Annotated in this window: 18 protein-coding genes, 1 pseudogene and 1 riboswitch; of the genes and pseudogenes, 12 read left to right on the plus strand and 7 right to left on the minus strand. The window is 67.2% G+C overall.

The genetic code is table 11. The features are described 5' to 3' along the window. Positions 1-44: 44 nt before the first annotated feature. The 5 genes and pseudogenes from BM244_RS03535 (at position 45) to BM244_RS03560 (ending at position 4,928) form a co-directional block, all read left to right on the plus strand. A complete protein-coding gene (locus tag BM244_RS03535) occupies positions 45-524 on the plus strand; it encodes a DUF4126 domain-containing protein (protein WP_093397400.1) in 480 nt (159 codons plus the stop codon). Further along, positions 524-1,903 (plus strand): FAD-containing oxidoreductase, encoded by a 1,380-nt coding sequence (locus BM244_RS03540; RefSeq protein WP_093397402.1) that lies wholly within the window; start codon positions 524-526, stop codon positions 1,901-1,903. The genes BM244_RS03535 and BM244_RS03540 overlap by 1 nt, the downstream gene beginning before the upstream one ends. Beyond that, a complete protein-coding gene (locus tag BM244_RS03545; protein WP_093397403.1) occupies positions 1,900-3,558 on the plus strand; it encodes an FAD-dependent oxidoreductase in 1,659 nt (552 codons plus the stop codon). The genes BM244_RS03540 and BM244_RS03545 overlap by 4 nt, the downstream gene beginning before the upstream one ends. A gap of 17 nt (positions 3,559-3,575) precedes the next feature. Next, positions 3,576-3,860 carry a UBP-type zinc finger domain-containing protein gene (locus BM244_RS03550; protein WP_254784249.1) on the plus strand — a complete coding sequence of 95 codons (285 nt, stop codon included), beginning with the start codon at positions 3,576-3,578 and terminating at the stop codon, positions 3,858-3,860. A gap of 389 nt (positions 3,861-4,249) precedes the next feature. Further along, positions 4,250-4,928 (plus strand): annotated as a pseudogene (locus BM244_RS03560) (peptidylprolyl isomerase). A 358-nt stretch (positions 4,929-5,286) separates the two neighbouring features. Here BM244_RS03560 and BM244_RS03565 read toward each other — a convergent pair. Beyond that, positions 5,287-6,903, minus strand: coding sequence for an NAD(P)/FAD-dependent oxidoreductase (locus BM244_RS03565; protein WP_093397408.1), 1,617 nt, complete (start codon positions 6,901-6,903; stop codon positions 5,287-5,289). A gap of 54 nt (positions 6,904-6,957) precedes the next feature. Between BM244_RS03565 and cobO the strand changes: the two genes are divergently transcribed. The 5 genes from cobO (at position 6,958) to cobS (ending at position 10,787) form a co-directional block, all read left to right on the plus strand. After that, positions 6,958-7,563: a cob(I)yrinic acid a,c-diamide adenosyltransferase gene (cobO, locus tag BM244_RS03570; protein WP_093397409.1), complete on the plus strand. Its 606-nt coding sequence runs from the start codon at positions 6,958-6,960 to the stop codon at positions 7,561-7,563. 162 nt (positions 7,564-7,725) lie between these two features. Next, a riboswitch (cobalamin riboswitch) is annotated at positions 7,726-7,922 on the plus strand. A gap of 171 nt (positions 7,923-8,093) precedes the next feature. Continuing rightward, on the plus strand, positions 8,094-8,501 hold the full coding sequence (locus tag BM244_RS03575) for a DUF1636 domain-containing protein (protein ID WP_093397411.1): 408 nt from the start codon (positions 8,094-8,096) through the stop codon (positions 8,499-8,501). Then, entirely contained in the window at positions 8,498-9,511 is a 1,014-nt protein-coding gene (gene cobT / locus BM244_RS03580; protein ID WP_093397412.1) for a nicotinate-nucleotide--dimethylbenzimidazole phosphoribosyltransferase, read from the plus strand. The genes BM244_RS03575 and cobT overlap by 4 nt, the downstream gene beginning before the upstream one ends. Further along, entirely contained in the window at positions 9,508-10,077 is a 570-nt protein-coding gene (locus BM244_RS03585) for a histidine phosphatase family protein (protein ID WP_093397414.1), read from the plus strand. The genes cobT and BM244_RS03585 overlap by 4 nt, the downstream gene beginning before the upstream one ends. Further along, on the plus strand, positions 10,074-10,787 hold the full coding sequence (gene cobS, locus BM244_RS03590; protein ID WP_093397415.1) for an adenosylcobinamide-GDP ribazoletransferase: 714 nt from the start codon (positions 10,074-10,076) through the stop codon (positions 10,785-10,787). Before BM244_RS03585 ends, cobS begins: the two co-directional genes overlap by 4 nt. Here cobS and BM244_RS03595 read toward each other — a convergent pair. Genes BM244_RS03595 through BM244_RS03605 form a run of 3 tightly spaced genes read right to left on the minus strand, consistent with a single transcriptional unit; the run spans position 10,752 to position 14,114 of the window. Then, complete coding sequence (locus BM244_RS03595; protein ID WP_093397417.1) at positions 10,752-12,221, minus strand: cobyric acid synthase; 1,470 nt, start codon at positions 12,219-12,221, stop codon at positions 10,752-10,754. The genes cobS and BM244_RS03595 overlap by 36 nt on opposite strands. Further along, the gene (cbiB, locus tag BM244_RS03600; RefSeq protein WP_254784250.1) at positions 12,209-13,147 is read right to left on the minus strand and encodes an adenosylcobinamide-phosphate synthase CbiB; all 939 of its coding nucleotides are present in this window, start codon (positions 13,145-13,147) and stop codon (positions 12,209-12,211) included. The genes BM244_RS03595 and cbiB overlap by 13 nt, the downstream gene beginning before the upstream one ends. Then, a complete protein-coding gene (locus BM244_RS03605; protein WP_093397419.1) occupies positions 13,140-14,114 on the minus strand; it encodes a threonine-phosphate decarboxylase in 975 nt (324 codons plus the stop codon). Before BM244_RS03605 ends, cbiB begins: the two co-directional genes overlap by 8 nt. A gap of 94 nt (positions 14,115-14,208) precedes the next feature. On the opposite strand from BM244_RS03605, the gene cobU reads away from it, so the two are divergent. Beyond that, a complete protein-coding gene (gene cobU, locus BM244_RS03610; RefSeq protein ID WP_093397420.1) occupies positions 14,209-14,790 on the plus strand; it encodes a bifunctional adenosylcobinamide kinase/adenosylcobinamide-phosphate guanylyltransferase in 582 nt (193 codons plus the stop codon). A 236-nt stretch (positions 14,791-15,026) separates the two neighbouring features. Continuing rightward, positions 15,027-15,764 carry a Crp/Fnr family transcriptional regulator gene (locus BM244_RS03615; protein ID WP_254784251.1) on the plus strand — a complete coding sequence of 246 codons (738 nt, stop codon included), beginning with the start codon at positions 15,027-15,029 and terminating at the stop codon, positions 15,762-15,764. Here the strand turns inward: BM244_RS03615 and BM244_RS03620 are convergent. From BM244_RS03620 to BM244_RS03630, 3 genes are all read right to left on the minus strand, one after another. Further along, positions 15,761-15,979: a hypothetical protein gene (locus BM244_RS03620; RefSeq protein WP_093397423.1), complete on the minus strand. Its 219-nt coding sequence runs from the start codon at positions 15,977-15,979 to the stop codon at positions 15,761-15,763. The genes BM244_RS03615 and BM244_RS03620 overlap by 4 nt on opposite strands. A gap of 108 nt (positions 15,980-16,087) precedes the next feature. Next, positions 16,088-17,104 carry an arginine N-succinyltransferase gene (locus BM244_RS03625; protein ID WP_093397424.1) on the minus strand — a complete coding sequence of 339 codons (1,017 nt, stop codon included), beginning with the start codon at positions 17,102-17,104 and terminating at the stop codon, positions 16,088-16,090. Then, on the minus strand, positions 17,101-18,306 hold the full coding sequence (locus BM244_RS03630) for a hydrolase (RefSeq protein ID WP_093397426.1): 1,206 nt from the start codon (positions 18,304-18,306) through the stop codon (positions 17,101-17,103). The genes BM244_RS03625 and BM244_RS03630 overlap by 4 nt, the downstream gene beginning before the upstream one ends. Positions 18,307-18,317: the final 11 nt, after the last annotated feature.

Genomic DNA, 18,317 nt, shown 5'->3' on the forward strand with positions numbered 1-18,317 from the left:
CGCTCGGCATGGGACGTTCGTGAACCATCGGATCGGAGACTGCCATGCTCGTTCCACCGCTCGTCCACGGACTGACACTCGCCCTGGTCATCGGTATCGTCGCAGGGTTGCGGGCGATGCTGGCGCCCGCCGCCGTCGCCTGGGCGGCTACACGCGGCGCGCTTCCGTTGCGGGAAACGTGGCTGGCGTTTCTCGGCTGGCGGTTCACGCCGTGGATCCTGACCGTGCTCGCCGCCACCGAGCTCGTCACCGATCAACTGCCGTCGACCCCTAGCCGCAAGGTGCCGCCGCAATTCATCGCCCGGCTGTTGTCGGGCGGATTGTCGGGGGCCGCGGTCGGCTGTGCGGTCGGCCTGCCGTTGCAGGGGATCGTCCTCGGCGTCGTCGGCGCGGTGATCGGGATCTATGTCGGTGCCGCGGCGCGCGCACGCTTGGCGACCGCGTTCGGCAACGATCGCCCGGCTGCGCTGATCGAGGATGCGGTTGCCATCCTCGGGGCGGTGCTGGTGGTGTCGTCGCTCTAGTGCGCCGTTTCGATGCGATCATCGTCGGCGCGGGGCAGGCGGGGCCGCCACTCGCCGGGCGCCTGACCGCGGCGGGGATGACCGTTGCGCTGGTCGAGCGCAAGCTCGTCGGCGGCACCTGCGTGAACACCGGGTGCATGCCGACCAAGACGCTCGTCGCCAGCGCCTATGCTGCGCATCTGGCGCGGCGTGGCCCGGAGTTCGGTATCGTGACCGGCGACGTCGTCGTCGACATGCCTGCGGTCGCCGCGCGTGCGAGGCAAGTCGTGACCGACGCGCGGACGGGTAACGAACGCTGGCTGGAGTCTATGGCCGGGCTGACCTTCCTGCGTGGCCATGCGCGCTTCACCGGGCCCGCGACGCTCGCGGTCGACGGCGAGGAACTGACGGCACCGCGCATATTCCTCAACGTCGGCGGCCGCGCGAGCGTACCCGACATGCCTGGCGTCGACGACGTGCCGCATCTCGACAATACCGACATGGTCGCTTTGGAGGCTGTCCCCGAACATCTGGTGGTCGTCGGGGGAAGCTATGTCGGTCTGGAATTCGCGCAGATGTATCGGCGGTTCGGTGCTGCGGTGACGGTCGTCGAGCGCAGCGAACGGTTGATCCCGCACGAGGACGCCGACGTGTCCGACGCGGTTCGCGCGATCCTTGAGGATGAGGGGATCGTGGTCCGTACCGGCGCCAACTGCATAGCCTTTGCGCGCCACGCATCGGGCGTCGCGGTGTCGGTCGATTGTCGCGCGGGCGATCCGGCGGTGGTCGGTAGCCACGTCTTGCTCGCGGTTGGACGACGTCCCAACACCGACGATCTGGGGCTCGATCTCGCGGGGATCGCGACCGATGCGAAGGGCTATGTGATCGTCGACGATCTTTTGCAGACCAACGTTCCCGGCATCTGGGCTCTGGGCGATTGCAACGGCCGCGGCGCCTTCACGCACACCGCGTATAACGACTTCGAGATCGTCGCCGCGAACCTGCTCGAGGGCGACGACCGGACGCTGAGCCAGCGGCTGGCCGGCTACGCGCTCTATACCGATCCGCCGCTCGGCCGTGTCGGGTTGACGCAAGCACAGGCGGAGGAGACGGGGCGGCCGATCCTCGTCTCGAAGCGGCCGATGACTCGGGTGGGTCGTGCCGTCGAGAAGGGCGAGACGAAGGGATTCATGAAGATCGTGGCGGATGCGGAAACACAGCGGATTTTGGGAGCGGCGATCCTCGGCACCGGCGGCGACGAGGCAATCCACGGAATCCTCGACATGATGAACGCCGATCAGCCGGTGTCCGCGCTGCGCTGGGCGGTGCCGATTCACCCGACCGTATCCGAACTGATCCCGACGCTGCTCCTCGGCCTCGAACCGGTGTCGCGCGCATGAGTGATCTCGGCGCGCGCGACCACCAGATGTTCCCGGTGCTCAACGCGGAACAGCTTCAGACGGCAAAGCGCTTCGCGAGTGGTCCGGCGCGCGTATTTGCCGCGGGCGAGCAGGTCTATGCGATCGGCGAGCACGGCGTCGCGGCCTGGCTGGTGCTCGAAGGCACGATCGACGTCGTCCGTCGCGACGGGCTGAGCGACGAGGCACCGATCACCACGCACGGCCCGGGGCAGTTGACGGGCGAGGTCAACCAGCTTGCCGGGCGCCCGACGATCGCGGGCGGCACCGCTGGCCCCGCCGGCTGCACTGCGCTGCCGTTCGACCCGGCGCACCTGCGCGCGCTGATGGTCGGCTCCGCGGACGTCGGCGAGATCGTGATGCGCGCGCTGATCCTGCGCCGCGTGGGGCTTATCGAGCAGGGCAGCGGGGGGACGGTGATCGTCGGCCTGCCGGACAGTCCCGACGTCGTCCGGCTACAGGGATTTCTCACGCGGTCGGGCTATCCAAACATTGTCCTCGATGCGGCAGCCGACGACGAGGGGCGTGCACTGGTCGAGCGGACCGGCGTCGCGTCGAGCGACCTGCCGCTGGTGGTCTGCCCCAACGGTACGGTGCTGAAAAGGCCGTCGGATATCGAGGTTGCGGCGTGCCTCGGCATCACGCCAGAACTCGATCCCGACATCGTCTACGACGTCGCGATCGTCGGCGCGGGGCCGGCGGGGCTGGCGGCGGCCGTGTATGCCGCATCCGAAGGACTGTCGGTGATCGTGCTCGACGAGCGTGCGATCGGCGGGCAGGCGGGGGCGTCGGCTAGGATCGAGAATTACCTGGGCTTCCCGACCGGCATTTCGGGGCAGGCGCTGGCGGGGCGCGCGTTCAACCAGGCGCTGAAGTTCGGGGCGGAGATCGCGATCCCGTTGACCGTCGAGCATCTCGATTGCGACGAGGATCGGCCCGCGGGCGACCCGCTTGCGCTTGAACTGCCGGGCGATCGGCGCGTCCAGTCCCGGACGGTGATCGTCGCGTCTGGCGCGCGGTATCGGCGGCCGGACATTCCCGACCTGGCTGAGTTCGAGGGCGCCGGCGTATCCTACTGGGCATCGCCGATCGAGGCGCGGTTGTGCGAGGGCGAGGAAGTCGCGCTGGTCGGCGGCGGCAACTCGGCCGGGCAGGCGGTTGTGTTCCTCGCGCCGCGCGTGAAGCACCTGCACCTGATCGTGCGCCGCCCGCTGGCCGCGACGATGTCGAAATATCTGATCGACCGGATCGCGGCGCTGCCCAACGTGACGATCCGCGTCGGCACCGAGGTCGTCGGGCTGGAGGGCGAGCGTGCCACCGGACTGACGGCAGCGATCTTCCGCCACCGCAGCGACGGCGCGGAGACGCGCTGCGCGATGCGACACCTGTTCCTGTTCATCGGCGCAGACCCCAACGCGGGCTGGCTGAAGGGCTGCGTCGATACCGACGAGAAGGGGTTCATCGTCACCGGTGCCGCCGCGCTGCCGTTGCAGACGAGCCGCGCCGGCGTATTCGCGATCGGCGACGTCCGCGCCGGTTCGACCAAGCGCGTCGCCGCGGCGGTCGGCGAAGGCGCGGCGGTGGTCGCGCAGATCCACACGGTTTTGGCCGACATGGCGGAAAGGTACGCGGAATGAGCTACGGTTGCACGCATATGGATACGATCCGTGACGTAACGCCGAGCGCGAAGGGATGCGAGGAGTGCCTCCGGATCGGCAGCGAGTGGGTGCATCTCCGGCTGTGCCGGGAATGCGGTCATGTCGGCTGCTGCGACGACTCCCCGCGCCGCCACGCGACCGCACACTTCCACGCGACGCGGCATCCGATTATCGAGGGCTATGACCCGCCGGAAGGCTGGGGCTGGTGCTTCGTGGACGAGACGATGGTGGACATGCCGGACCAAACGCCGCAGGTGGGGCCGATCCCGCGCTATGTTTGAGGGGACGGGAGTGTGGTCGTAGCGGTTTGATTCGGCATTACGAGCTAACCCCGCGTACAAGGAAGTTTAGGACGAACTGCTCACAGGTACACCACCCCGGCGAAGGCCGGGGCCCGGTTGGCATGGCTTGAGTGACAAAGCGCAAACCTACATCACCGACGTTTCCCAACTGAGCCCCGGCCTCCGCCGGGGAGGTGCCTACTCGGAAGAATCGAACTAAGCCGACGCGCTCGCTGGTGCATGTTGAGCGCTGCAAACTGACGTTGGTACCAACGGTGATCACCGGTTTACTCCACGTCACCACATACCCCTCCGCGCTTGCCTCGCCGTAAACGGACAGGTAGCCGACGCCATCGGTAAAGGCGTGAGTGATCGAGATGCGGCGTTTGATGATCGGCTTCGTGGCCATTGCGGCCTTGGCGTCCGCAGGAACGGCACAGCCGGCATGGAGGTCGGTGCAGCGCGCCGAACCGGGACCGAAGCCCGGCTTGGTACGCGTCCGCATCGTCCACCTCCGAGGGCCCGATCCTGCTGGCGCTCGACGCGCGGCACGCACCGAAGACGACCGCGAATTTCCTCGCCTATGTCGATGACGGCCGGTTCGACGGCACCGATTTCTACCGCGCGAGCCGCCAGAAGTCCGCGCCAAAGCTCGGCTTCATCCAGGCGGGCATCCGCACCGATGCACGGCGGATCCTGCCGCCGTTTCCGCTTGAGACCACCGCGATGACCGGCATCAAGCATCTCGACGCGACGATCTCGATGGCACGTGGCATGACGCCGGCGTCGGCTGGCGGGAATTTCTTCATCACGGTTGGGCCCGCACCCGCGATGGACGCGCGCGCGGGATATCCGGGCTATGCCGCGTTCGGGCATGTCGTCGCGGGGATGGACGTGGTGAAGCGGATCCTTGCCAAGCCGACCGGCGGCGGGATGGACGCGTTCAAGGACCAGATGATCTTGAAGCGCGTGGCGCTTGTGAGTGCGCGGCGTTTGGATGGCGTTGCCAAGCCGACGGGGCTGCCGCGGGCGTGGCTGATCGAGACGGAGCCGCAGCGGCGGAGGTGAGGGGTGGAGCGCGAACTTTTATTTCAAGCGTACCGGGAACACCACGGTTCTTGCCCGCGAACGACTTAGCAGCCTTCGAACACAATCGCCGTCCCGCCCACGCACCTCCCCGGCGAAGGCCGGGGCCCAGTTGCGGAAGCCTGAGTAAATGGACGCTGCGCGCAGTTACTACTGTCCCCCAACTGGGCCCCGGCCTGCGCCGGGGTGGGGCACCAAGATTTGGTTCTGACAATCACGTTTCAAACTTCGGCGCCGCAACCCTTTCTGTTCTCCCGCGAAGGCGGGAGCCCAGGGTAACGATCGCCGGTGCCTGTGGCTCCTGGGCCCCCGCCTTCGCAGGGGAACAAGCTAGAGCCCGTTACGCGATCAAGCTAAGCGCAACCGCTTCCGCGACCTTGATACCGTCGACTGCGGCGGACAGAATGCCCCCCGCATAGCCAGCGCCTTCTCCCGCCGGGAACAGGCCGGCCGTGTTGAGGCTCATGAAATCGTCACCCCGCGTGATCCTCACCGGCGATGACGTCCGCGTCTCCACACCCGTGAGCACCGCATCGGGGTGATCGTAGCCCGGGATTTCGCGCCCGAACGCCGGCAGTGCCTCGCGTAGCGCGGTGATCGCGAACTCCGGCAGACACTCCGACAAGTCGGTCATGTGCACGCCGGGCTTGTACGACGGGATAACCGAACCGAGCGCGATCGACGCGCGGCCCGCGAGGAGGTCGCCGATGCGTTGCGCAGGTGCCTTGTAGTTCGAGCCGCCGGCGACATAGGCGCGCGTTTCCCAGTGGCGCTGCAGCTCGATCCCGGCGAGCGGGTGGCCGGGATAGTCGCGCTCGGGGTCGATGCCGATGACGATTCCCGAGTTCGCGTTGCGTTCGTTGCGCGAATATTGGCTCATGCCGTTGGTGGCGACGCGGCCCTCTTCCGAGGTCGCGGCGACGACGGTGCCGCCCGGGCACATGCAGAAGCTGTAGACGGTCCGTCCGTTCTTGCAGTGGTGCGACAGGCTGTATGCCGCTGCGCCGAGATCGGGATGGCCAGCGCACGGCCCGAACCGGGCTTCGTCGATCCACGACTGCGGATGCTCGATGCGGACGCCGATCGAGAACGGCTTGGCTTCTACGTGCACGCCCTTGGCATGGAGCATCTCGAACGTGTCGCGCGCGCTGTGGCCGACCGCGAAGACGACGTGGTTGGCTTCGAGATAGTCGCCGGTGCTGAGATGGAGCCCGCGGACTTGGCGCGTGCCGGCTTCCTCGACGATGTCGAGACCATCGACGCGCGTCGAGAAGCGGTACTCGCCGCCGAGCGCCTCGATCGTCTCGCGCATGCTCTCGACCATCGTGACGAGGCGGAAGGTGCCGATATGCGGGTGCGCTTCGGTCAGGATTTCCGGGGGCGCGCCGGCCTTGACGAACTCGGTCAGGACTTTCCGTCCAAGATGACGCGGGTCCTTGATCTGGCTCCAGAGCTTGCCGTCGGAGAAAGTGCCGGCACCGCCCTCGCCGAACTGGACGTTGGATTCGGGGTTGAGGACGCTCTTGCGCCAGAGGCCCCAGGTATCCTTGGTACGTTCGCGGACGACTTTGCCGCGGTCGAGGATGATCGGGCGGAACCCCATCTGCGCGAGGATCAGGCCGGCGAAGAGGCCGCAGGGGCCCGCGCCGACCACCACCGGGCGGGGGCCGGTGTAGTTCGGGCCGCCCTTGGTGACGAAGCGATACCCCGTGTCCGGTGTGCGCTGGACGTGGCGATCCTTGCGGAAGCGCTGGAGGACGGTGTCCTCGTTCTTCAGCGTGACGTCGACCGAATAGACGAGCTGGATGTCCATCTTGTCGCGGGCATCGTGTGCGCGTCTGGCGATGGTGTAGCGGATCAGGTCGCGCGGGGTGACGCGCAGGCGGTCGCGGATCGCGGCGGGGAGCGCTTCGTCGGCGTGGTTGAGCGGCAGCTTGAGGTCGGTGATGCGGAGCATGTCGGTCGCTCTAGCGCCGCGCGGCGCGATCCGCCATCGGGTGCGGGAGAGGACATGATCATGCGGACCGACGACGAGCAGAATGCCAAGAGCGCCAAGCGCAAGGAGGTCCAGGACCGGATCGTCGCGAGCAAGACGATCGAGAAGGGGCTGATCATCGTCCACACCGGCAAGGGCAAGGGCAAGTCGACCGCCGCGTTCGGCATGGCGGTGCGGATGATCGGGCATGGGCGCAAGGTCGGCGTGGTCCAGTTCGTCAAGGGCGCGATGGCGACCGGCGAGAAGGCGATCTTCGACGCGTTCACGGACCTGTGCGAGTTCAAACCGATGGGGGAGGGGTTCACCTGGGATACGCAGGACCGCGCGCGCGATATCGCGGTGGCGCGCGAGGCGTGGGACGAGGTGAAGCGGATGATCGCGGATCCGTCCTATGCGATGGTGGTCGCGGACGAACTCAACATCGTGCTGCGGTACGAGTATCTGCCGGTCGACGAGGTCGTGGCCGTGTTGGCGGCGAAGCCCGAGATGACGCATGTCGTGGTGACCGGGCGGAATGCGCCGGATGCGCTGATCGAGATGGCGGACCTTGTGACCGAGATGACGCAGGTGAAGCATCCGTTCCGTTCGGGCGTGAAGGCGCAGGCGGGCGTGGAGTTCTGACTTCTTGATCCTCCCTTGGCAGGGGAGGTGGCTGGCACTTGCCAGACGGAGGTGTGTTGCGATCTCGATGGCGGGTCACTCCTCCGTCAGCGCAAACGGGCTGCCACCTCCCCTGCAAGGGAGAGGATTAGAGGCTGCTTGTCTACGATCGATCGTACGCGTATCGCTCCACCCGCGACAGGTTTTCCCGAGGCGGCAACGCGTAGGGAAATGAAAATGGGAACGGGAAACACCCGGCTGCCCCTGCAACTGTACGCGGCGAGCCATCGTGCCTCATGCCATTGGGATGTTCCCGAGAAGGCGGCGCGGCCGGCGTTGACCCGCGAGCCAGGAGACCTGCCCGTCGCGGTCGTCTTTCGTCCGGCCAGGGTGCGCCGAACGGACGGGTAACACCCCGAGCGACGACATCGCTTCGCGTCTCGCGGAGGCTGGAGGCGTGCGCCTCTCGCCCTTCGCGCGGTGCGGAACCGACTGTCCGAAGGGGTTCCTATGCCAAGTTTACAACGTTACGAGATCGTCCGGGAACGGACATGCTGAAGCCAGTCGAAGACGGCGTCGCTGTAGTCGCGTGCAACACGTGTCGCCATTCCACCGACGCACGCGACGACGAGCAGGGCCAGCGTGGCGGCGCGCGGCTGGTCAACGCGCTGAAGACGGTGCAGGCGAGCGATCCCGCCTATGCCGAAGTCGCGGTGCAGGAGATGCCGTGCCTGTTCGCATGCCAGGATTTCTGCACGATCCACCTGCGGGCACCCGCCAAGGTCGGCTATGTGCTGGGCCGGTTCGAACCCACCGAAGATGCCGCGCGCGCGATCCTCGATTACGCGCGGCTCTACGGCGAGAGCGCGTTCGGGCAGGTGCCGTTTAAACAATGGCCGCAAGGGGTGAAGGGACATTTCATCACGCGCACGCCGCCCGCCGGGTTTGTCGTCGAGTGACCGCGTTCGCTACGCCCGCTGCGTTTCTGGCGGCTTTGCGCGGTTTGCCGCAGGCCGACGCTGCCGCGCGATCCGCGGCGATCGCGCGGCAGGAAGAACTGACCAAGCCATCGGGATCGCTCGGTCGGCTTGAGGATATCGCCGTCTTCATGGCCGGATGGCAGGGCAACCCGCTGCCCCGGCTCGATCGTGGAAGCGCAGTCGTGTTCGCGGGCAATCACGGCATCGTCGCGCGCGGCGTCAGCGCGTTTCCCGCGTCCGTCACCGCGCAGATGGTCGCCAATTTCGAGCATGGCGGCGCGGCGATCAACGCGCTGTCGCGCGCGGCCGGCCTCGATCTCAGGATCGTATCGCTCGATCTCGACCGGCCGACTGCGGACTTCACCGAGGCGCCGGCAATGTCGGAGAACGAGTGCCTCGCCGCGATCAACGCCGGCGCAGCGGCGGTTGCGGACTTGCCGGACCTGGTCGTGCTCGGCGAGATGGGGATCGGCAATTCGACGACCGCTGCCGCCCTGTGTCTGGCGAGCTTCGGCGGGTCGGCGAGCGACTGGGTCGGGCCCGGCACCGGGGTCGATCACGATGGCATCGCGCGGAAGATCGCGGTCGTCGAAGCCGGGGTCGCGTTGCACCGGGATGCGCTGACCACGCCGTTCGACATCCTGCGGCGGCTCGGCGGGCGCGAGTTGGCGGCGATTGCCGGCGCGGTGGTCGCCGCACGATTGGGAGGCGTTCCGGTCATGCTCGACGGGTTCATCTGTTGCGCGGCGGTCGCGCCGTTGGCGGCCGCGTGTCCCGATGTTCTCGCGCATTGCCTTGCCGGGCATGTCTCGGCCGAACCGGGGCATCGGCTCCTGCTGGACCGCATGGGTCTCGAGCCCCTGCTGTCACTCGGGATGCGGCTGGGCGAGGCGAGCGGTGCGGCGACGGCGACGCTGCTCGTCCGAGCCGCGCTGGCGGCGCATGTCGAGATGGCGACCTTCGCCGAGGCAGGTGTTTCCGCGGGGTGAGCGCACACAGGCTGTATCTCATGCGGCATGGTGCGCCCGAAGTGGCGGGACGACTGCTCGGGCGGACGGACGATCCGGCAACCGCGGCCGGCATTGCCGCCTGCGTCGCGCGCGCCGAGGGCCTTGCCATAGAAAGGATCGAGACATCCGATCTGGTCCGCGCGCGCGCCTGCGCGGAAGCGATCGGTGGCCCGCGAGGCGTTTCGGTCGAGGTCGATCCACGCTGGCAGGAACTGGATTTTGGCGCTTGGGACGGCCTGCCGCCCACCGCGATCGATACCGCCGAGCTGACGGCGTTCTATGACGACCCCGACGCGTCACCACCGCCGGGTGGCGAACGCTGGTCGGCGTTGCAGGACCGTGTCGCGCGCGCACTGGCGGGGATGCCGCCGGTTCCGACGCTGGTCGTGACGCATGGCGGCACGATCCGGGCGGCGCTCGCGGCATTGTGCGGGTTCGATCGACGACAGATATGGGCGTTCGACCTGCCCTGCGCCGCGGTCGTCTCGCTGCGGATCTGGCCGGGCCAGCCGCGGACCGTCCAGATCGTAGGGCTGGCGACATGAAACGGCTGATCGTCGCGTTCGGGTTCCTGACGCGCTTGCCGATGCCCCGGGTCGACGTCAGCGCCGATGATTTCGCGGCGGCGATCCGTTTTTATCCGATCGTTGGCCTCGCGATCGGTGCGCTCGTCGCGGCGGCCGGATGGCTGGGTGCGCTCGTCGATCCTTGGACGGGTGCCTGTGCCGCGCTGCTTGCCTGGATCGCGGTGACGGGGGCGCTGCATCTCGACGGGCTTGCCGATCTCGCCGATGGGCTGGGCGCGGCGCATGGCAATCGGACGCGGCTGCTCGCGGTGATGGCCGATCCGCATATCGGCAGCTTCGGCGTCGTCGCGATCGTCGGTCAGATGCTCGCCAAGCTCGTGCTGCTGCATGCGATCGGGATGAGCTGGGGACTGATCCTCGTACCGTTCGCAGCGAGGACGGGACCGCTCGTCTGGGCGAAATTGTTGCCGCCGTTGCGGCCGGGCGGGCTCGGCGCCGCGGTTGCCGGCGCGGTCCGAGCGCACGATCTGCTGGGGTGGGGACTGTTGCTCGCGCTCGCCGCCGTCGCAATGCCAGCGCTTTTCGTCCTCCCGCTGCTCGTGCTGGGCGTCGCGGCGTGGTTGCGGCGGACGCTGGGCGGCGTGACGGGCGATGCGCACGGTGCCGGGATCGAGATCGTCGAGACCGGGCTGCTAGTCGCGCTCGCGGTGGCCGGCGCGCTCGGCTAGCGCCAGCAGCGCATCGAGATCGACATGGCGTTCCAGCGTCGCAGCGATCGCATCGAGCGCGGCGTCGATCGACGCACTATGATCGGGCCCGCTGGCGGCGACGCCGAGACGCGCCAGCCACACCGCACGCTGCTCCGCGAGGGCGAGCAGGCCGTGGACATAGCTGCCCGCTACCAGTCCGTCCGCACTCGTCGCGCCTTCGGGACTGCCATCGGCGCGGTGCCCGACCGGGCGCGCGGTGGCCGGCCCGGTGGTCGCGCCCATGTGCATCTCGTAGCCCTCGAACGCGGCGCCTTGTGCCTGGCCGCAAACCCGGTCGAGCGTCTTGCGGCCAGTGAGGACCGTATCGACGTCGAGCAGCCCGAGCCCTTCGACGCGACCCGCCGGCCCCTCGATGCCGTCAGGATCGGCGATGCTGCGACCGAGCATCTGGTAACCGCCGCAAAGCCCCAGCACCGGCTTGCCGCGACGGCAATGCGCATGGATGTCGATGTCCCAGCCCTGCGCGCGGACGAAGGCGAGATCGGGGATCGTCGCCTTCGACCCGGCGAGGACGATCATGTCGACGTCCGGGATCGGCGTCCCCGGCGGTACCATCACCAGCGCGACGCCGGGTTCGAGCCGAAGCGGATCGAGGTCGTCGAAATTGGCGATCCGCGGCGTGATCGGGCAGGCGATCGTGACGCGCCGCTGCGAAGAGGCAACCGGCCGTTCGAGGATCACCGCGTCCTCGCTCGGCAGCCGCACCGCGTCGGCGAGCCATGGCACGACGCCGTACCCGCGCCATCCGCTCCGCGCCTCGATCGCGCGATAGCCGTCGTCGAACAGCGCCGGGTCGCCGCGGAACTTGTTGATCAGGAAGCCGTGGATCATCGCCGCGTCGGCTGGATCGATCACCGCACGCGTGCCGACGATCGCCGCGATCACCCCGCCGCGGTCGATATCGCCGACCAGCACCACGGGCACGTCTGCCGCGCGCGCGAACCCCATGTTGGCGATGTCACCGGCGCGCAGGTTGATCTCCGCCGGGCTGCCCGCGCCCTCGACGACGACGATGTCACAGCCTGCCGACAGCCGCTCGAAGCTATCTAGCACGTCGACCAGCAACCCTTCGCGCCCTTCGCGCCAGCGGGCGGCGGCGAGCGTGCCGCGCACCTGTCCGCGGACGATCAGTTGCGAGGTGCGGTCGCCCTGCGGCTTGAGCAGCACCGGGTTCATGTCGACGCTCGGCGCGACGCGACAAGCGATAGCCTGCGTTGCCTGCGCACGGCCGATCTCGCCGCCATCGGCAGTGACGGCGGCGTTGTTCGACATGTTCTGTGGCTTGAATGGCCGCACCGACAGTCCCCGGTTGGCAAAGGCCCGGCATAATCCCGCGACCAAGACCGACTTGCCGACGTCCGAACCGGTCCCCTGTAGCATCAGAGCGCCCATGCGACCCCTCCGGCGATGACGAGAAGTAGAGCGCACGCCCGTCGATAGATGCCGAGCGCGGCGCGAAGATCGTTTGCGGTCGCATCTGGGCGGCCATCGCCGATGTATGGTTTGGCGACGCTCACCCCGTCATAGGCGATCGGGCCCGCGAGCTTCAGACCAAGCGCACCTGCCATCGCGGCTTCGGGCCAGCCGGCGTTGGGCGAGGCATGGTTGCCGGCATCGCGCCACATCGTCCGCCACCCGCCGAGCCCTGCGACGCAGAGCAGCACGCCGCCGATCCGCGCGGGGACGAAGTTGGCCACATCGTCGGTTCGCGCCGCGGCCCAGCCGAACGCGCGCCATCGCTCCTCGCGATGCCCGATCAGGCTATCGGCGGTATTGATCGCCTTGTACGCCCAAAGTCCCGGCAGCCCGGCGATGATCAGCCAGAACAGTGGCGCAACGACGCCGTCGCACACGCTCTCGGCAAGGCTCTCGATCGCCGCGCGCGCGACGCCAGCGTCGTCGAGCGAGGCGACGTCACGGCCTACGATCATGGCGACACGGGCGCGGGCGGTGTCGAGATCGTTCGCATGGAGGGCTCGGGCGACGGGGACGACATGGTCGTACAGGCTGCGGATCGCGAGGCCCGGTGTGGCCAGCAGCGCGATCGCGATCCACGCTACGGGACCGAGTGCGCGCCGGGCGAGCCAGGTGGCCGCCAACGCTATCCCGATCGCGACTGCGACGATCAGGACCAACGTCACGACGCCGGCGATGCGACGGTACGTGCTGGACGCGGCGGGCGTGTTCCAGCGGGTTTCCGCCCAACCGATCAGCCGCGCGAACCCGCCGACCGGATGACCGATCCGGGCGTAGACCGCCGCCGGCCAGCCGATCGCCAGGTCCACGACGATCGCCAGGACTGCGATCGGTTCAGCCACGGGAGAGTGCTCGATCGAGGCGCTCGAACGCGGCATCGTCCCCCGGCACGCCGAACCGGAGCCAGCGTGGCGCAGTGTCGAACGGACGCGTGAGAATGCCGGATTGCGCCAGGCGTTCGAACACCGCCGCCGCATCGTCGCACTGCACCAGCCGGAACAACGGGCAAGCGCCACTGCCGCGCAGGCCGTGGCGTGCGAGCAGCATGTCGAGCCGATCGGCGCGTTCTACGATCGATCGCCGGGCTTTAGCGATCCAGGCGACGTCCCGATAGGCGGCGGTACCGTACGCGACTGCGAGGGCGGAGATCGGCCAGCTACCGAGGCGACGACGCATCGCGGCGGCCTGCGTGGCAGGAGCGATCATGAAGCCGAGGCGCACGCCTGCGAGCCCGAAGAATTTGCCGAACGAGCGGAAAACGATCGCAGGGTCTTCGGAGGCGAGGCACGGTATCAGGTTTCGCGCCGGTACGGCGTCGGCAAACGCTTCGTCGACGACCAGCCACACGCCGCGCCGCACGATCCGCAACAGGCGGTCCGGAGAGTCGATGTCGCCATCGGGATTGTTCGGGTTGGCAAGCAGGAGCGTGCCTTCGCTGATCGCATCGATCGCATCGCGTGCGATCGGTGTTGCTCGCGTGATCGCTTCCGCGTGCGTTCCGTAACTGGGCGTGACGAACCTGACCGGCGACGGCAAACCAAGCACATCGAGCGACCGCAGGCCGAGTTCGCTGCCGGGCAGGGCGACGACGCGATCCGCGCTGGTGCCGAACATGGTCGCGGCGGCGGCTTCGAGATCGCCGATGGCGGTCGGCGAGGGCAGTCTATGCAGGTCGAGCGGCGGGAAGGGTTCGGCTTGCCACGCGCAGGGATTGATACCGGTCGACAGGTCGAGCCACGGTTGCGGCGCACGCGGGTAGTGGGTGGCGGCAAGATCGATCCGTCCGCCGTGGATCCGCAAGGCCTTCATAGCGTCATTCACTCGAACCTGCAGGCTTTCTCTTGATCTTCCCGGCGTCATCGTCATTCCGGGTGCGGCCGGCAAGTACGAAGGAGATGGGCGGATGCAATCGGTTGAAGCGTCGTTCGGCAAGAGTCTCTTCGTGCTGGGGGGCGCGAGGTCGGGCAAAAGCCGCCATGCACAGGCCGCCGCCGAGACGGTCGGAGCGCATGGGCAGCTCGTATATATCGCAACGGCCCAGGCGTTCGATGACGAAATGGGCAACCGTATCGCTCGCCACCGTGCGGATCGGGATACGCGTTGGCGGACCGTCGAGGCGCCCATCGCGCTCGCCGAAGCCATCGCCATGGCGGATGGCGAAAACATGGTCCTTCTCGTCGACTGCCTGACCCTTTGGCTGTCGAACCTGCTGTTGGCCGATCTGGATATCACGCATCAGACCGAGATGCTGCTCGCGGCGATATCTGGGCTCGACGGAAAAATCGTGTTCGTCTCCAATGAGGTGGGGCTCGGGATCGTGCCCGATAATGCCCTCGCGCGTCGGTTCAGGGATGCCGCGGGATTTCTGCATCAGCGGATCGCGGCGCAGGTCGAGTCCGTCGACATGGTCGCGGCGGGGCTCGTGCAGCGGTGGAAGGGGCCGTCTGGAACGGATCAGCGTGGCCGCCAGACCATCGGCCAATAATCCTTTCTCAATGAGCTCCGGGTGGAAACTCAATTACCGTATCGGTCTCGCAAGATTTTACTGGCTATCGAGCGAATTTTAGCAAATCGTTTTAATCTATCGTTGCTGATCCGCCACAATAAAAATCTGAACGATCGTTGCGCGGTTATGTTATTATGCGGCATCGCCAGCCAATTTATGGGCACTGACGACCGAGAGAGGCATGTGCTCCCGCCCCGATATTGCGGGAATACAGTGTGACATCACCTTCTAGCCCCTTGGCATTGCTCGTACGAAAGCTCGAAACGCATGCCGTTCTGGATGCCGGCGACCGTGCTGCGTTGCTGGCACTTCCCTATACGCTCCGGACGTACGATCCCTCCTCCTACCTCGTGCGTGAGGGGGACGCGCCCGAGCAATGCGCTGTCTTGCTGACCGGATTTGCCTATCGCCAGAAATTGACGGGTAGCGGGATGCGACAGATCGTTTCGCTGCATATTCCCGGTGAACCGCTCGATTTTCAGCACCTGTTTCTCGATGTGGCCGACCACAACGTCCAGACCCTGACGCGCGCGGATGTCGCGACGATCCCGCGTACGGCGTTGCGGGAGCTCGCCCGTAAACGGGCCTCGATCGGGAACGCGATCTTTATCAATACACTCGTCGAAGGCTCGATCTTTCGGGAGTGGATCCTGAATGTCGGGCGCCGCGACGCACGATCACGGCTCGCGCACTTCCTGTGCGAGTTCGCGATACGGCTGGACATGCAGGGACTGACCGGTGCCGACGGGTACGAGCTGCCGATGAGCCAGGAACAGCTGGGCGACGCGCTTGGCCTGACCGCGGTCCACGTCAATCGCACCATCAAGTCGCTCGAACAGGACGGGTTGATCAACCGCAACCGGCGCCGGATCGGGTTTCCGCAGTGGGACGCGTTGCGGGAACTCGCCGACTTTTCAACCCGATATCTGCATCTGGCGCAGCAGAAGCTCTAGGAACTCAGCGCCGGATCGACGGAGTCGATGATCCGCCCCCCGGCCATGAAGACCGCGATCGGGCACGCTGCGAACAGCATCCAGCCACCGTATCCGGGATATTGCTGGAGATAGTGCATCCCGCGTTCGACCGCTCCCAAGGCGAGCCCGTAGATGACGAGGAAGGCCTCGAACTTGGTCTTGATGATGAAGAGGCGAGCAAAGCGAGTCCACATGCGAGCGACTTAGCAAGATGCGTACCAGTGGCCGATCCCCGTCGTTTAAACTGTCAAGAACGTGGTTAAATGTAAATTAACCCGACGATATCGTGTTGTCCCGAACCGTCAGAGTCGAGCAACGTGCGTGACGCGATCCGCCTCGCGGATCTGCAGTGCCCGTCCGCAATCCTCGGCCAGCATGACGCCGCCCTCGGTCTCGCGAACCTTGCCGAACACCGCGCGAAAGTTGGCGAGGTGTCCCGTCGCGACCAAGGCATCGTTGCCGTCGTTGCCGCCGATCGCGACCACGTTGCTGGTACGCGCGTCGGCGATCGACCGGACCTGGTCGGTGCGGGCGGTCATCGTCGGGCCGCCATCGAAGATGTCGACATAATTCTCGAACGCGAAGCCTTCGTTCTCCAGCATCCGCATCGCAGCGCGACCCGAGGGATGCGGCAGGCCGATCGCGGCGCGCGCCGTCTCGGTGAGCATCGCGGTGTAGATGGGATGCTTTGGCATCAGGTCTGCGATGAATTGATGGCCGTTGATCGCATTGAACTGATCCGCATCCTGGAAATTCATCCCGAAGAACCGCCCGGCAAGGCCATCCCAGAACGGCGATCCGCCGGCCTCGTCGATTACCCCTCGCAGTTCGGCGAGGATGCGGTCGGCGAAGCGCGCGCGGTGCATCTTGATGAAGAGGTAGCGGCTGCGCGCGAGCAAAAGGCCGAGGCCGCCGGCGCGTTCGCCAGGATGGAGGAACAATCCCCCGACCTCGCTCGCACCTTCCAGATCGGTGGCGAGTGTGAGCATGTCGGCGCGGAAGGTGCGGTTCAGTTCGCGGCTATGCTGCGTGAGTTGGCCGATCCGGTAGCTGTAGAACGGATAGCTCTGTCCAACCTGCGTGAAGATCTGGCAGGTACCGCGGACTTCGCGCGTCTCGGTATTCTCGAGGATCAGCACGAACAGCTCGTCCTGGACCGGGCCGTCGGTGCGCGCGAACGCGGCATGGCTGCGCTCGAGCTTGGCGGTCAGCGCACGGCGATCGGGCGGCAGATTGGTGAAGCCACCGCCGGTCAGCTTGGCCATTTCGTAAAGGTGCTGAAGGTCCTCGTCGACCGCGGCCCGGATCCTGAAGCTCACAAGCGGCCCTCCGCGATACGCAATATGGTGACCGCCGACAGCGCCGCGCGTTCGGCGAGGCTGTCGGGGATCATGAATTCGTCGGTCGAATGGATCGCGCCACCGCGGACGCCCATCGTGTCGACGACCGGCACGCCGGCGGCCGCGATATTGTTGCCGTCGCAGACGCCGCCGGTGGCTTTCCAGGCGATGTCGAGGCCGAGGTCCGCGCCGGACGCCTTGACCAGTTCGAACAGGCGCGCGGCGCCGTCGTCGATCGGTTTCGGGGGGCGGTTGAAACTGCCGTGAACCTCGACGCGGACGTCGTGCTCTGCGGCGACCATCGCGATCGCCGCATCGATGTGCGATTGCGCCCGCGTGATCTCGTCGAGCGTGGCGGGGCGGAAGTTGATGCGCAGGATGGCGAGGTCGGGAACGACGTTGTTGGGGCCGCCCCCGTCGATCCTTGCCGGATTTACCGCTAGGCGCGGCCCGCGGACTTTCGACAGCCGCACCGCTATGTCGGCCGCCGCGACTAACGCGTTGCGGCCGTCCTCGGGGTTGCGGCCGGCATGCGCGCTGCGACCGTGGACGATGATCGAGAAGTTGCCGGTGCCGCCACGCGCCCCCGCGAGCGTGCCGTCGGCAAGCGCGGGTTCGTAAGTCAGCGCGGCGACCTTGCCGTGCGCGGCGCGGGCGAGCAGCGCGGCGGACGAGAAGGAGCCGGTTTCCTCGTCAGAGTTGATGACCACGTCATAGCCGATCCGCGCGGCGAGGGGGCTGGCCTCGACCGCCCGGAGTGCTGCGAGCATCACCGCCAGCCCACCCTTCATGTCCGCGACGCCTGGCCCGTTGAGCCGACCGTCGTCTAGCCATTGCAGAGACCGGAACGCGTGATCGACCGGATAGACCGTGTCCATGTGCCCGGTGAACACCATGCGGACCGGAGCATCCGGGCGAACGACGAGGTGCAGATGCTTGCCGTGCTCGATCGCCGACACCGCGCCGTCCGCACCGACGCTGTCGACCGGGGTCGGATCGACCAGCGTGATCTCGCCCGGCAGGACGGCGAATGCGTCGGTTAGCAACCCGGCCATCGTCGCGAGGCCCGCAAGATTGCGCGTGCCGCTGTTGACGGCCGCCCACGCCTCGACCTGCGCCAGCATCGGTGCAGCGCCCGCCGTGTCGACGGCATCGCGCTCTATCGGTGAAAGTCCCCTCATCGCGCAACCCT

This window comes from Sphingomonas sp. OK281, from assembly GCF_900115295.1.
Taxonomy (GTDB): domain Bacteria; phylum Pseudomonadota; class Alphaproteobacteria; order Sphingomonadales; family Sphingomonadaceae; genus Sphingomonas.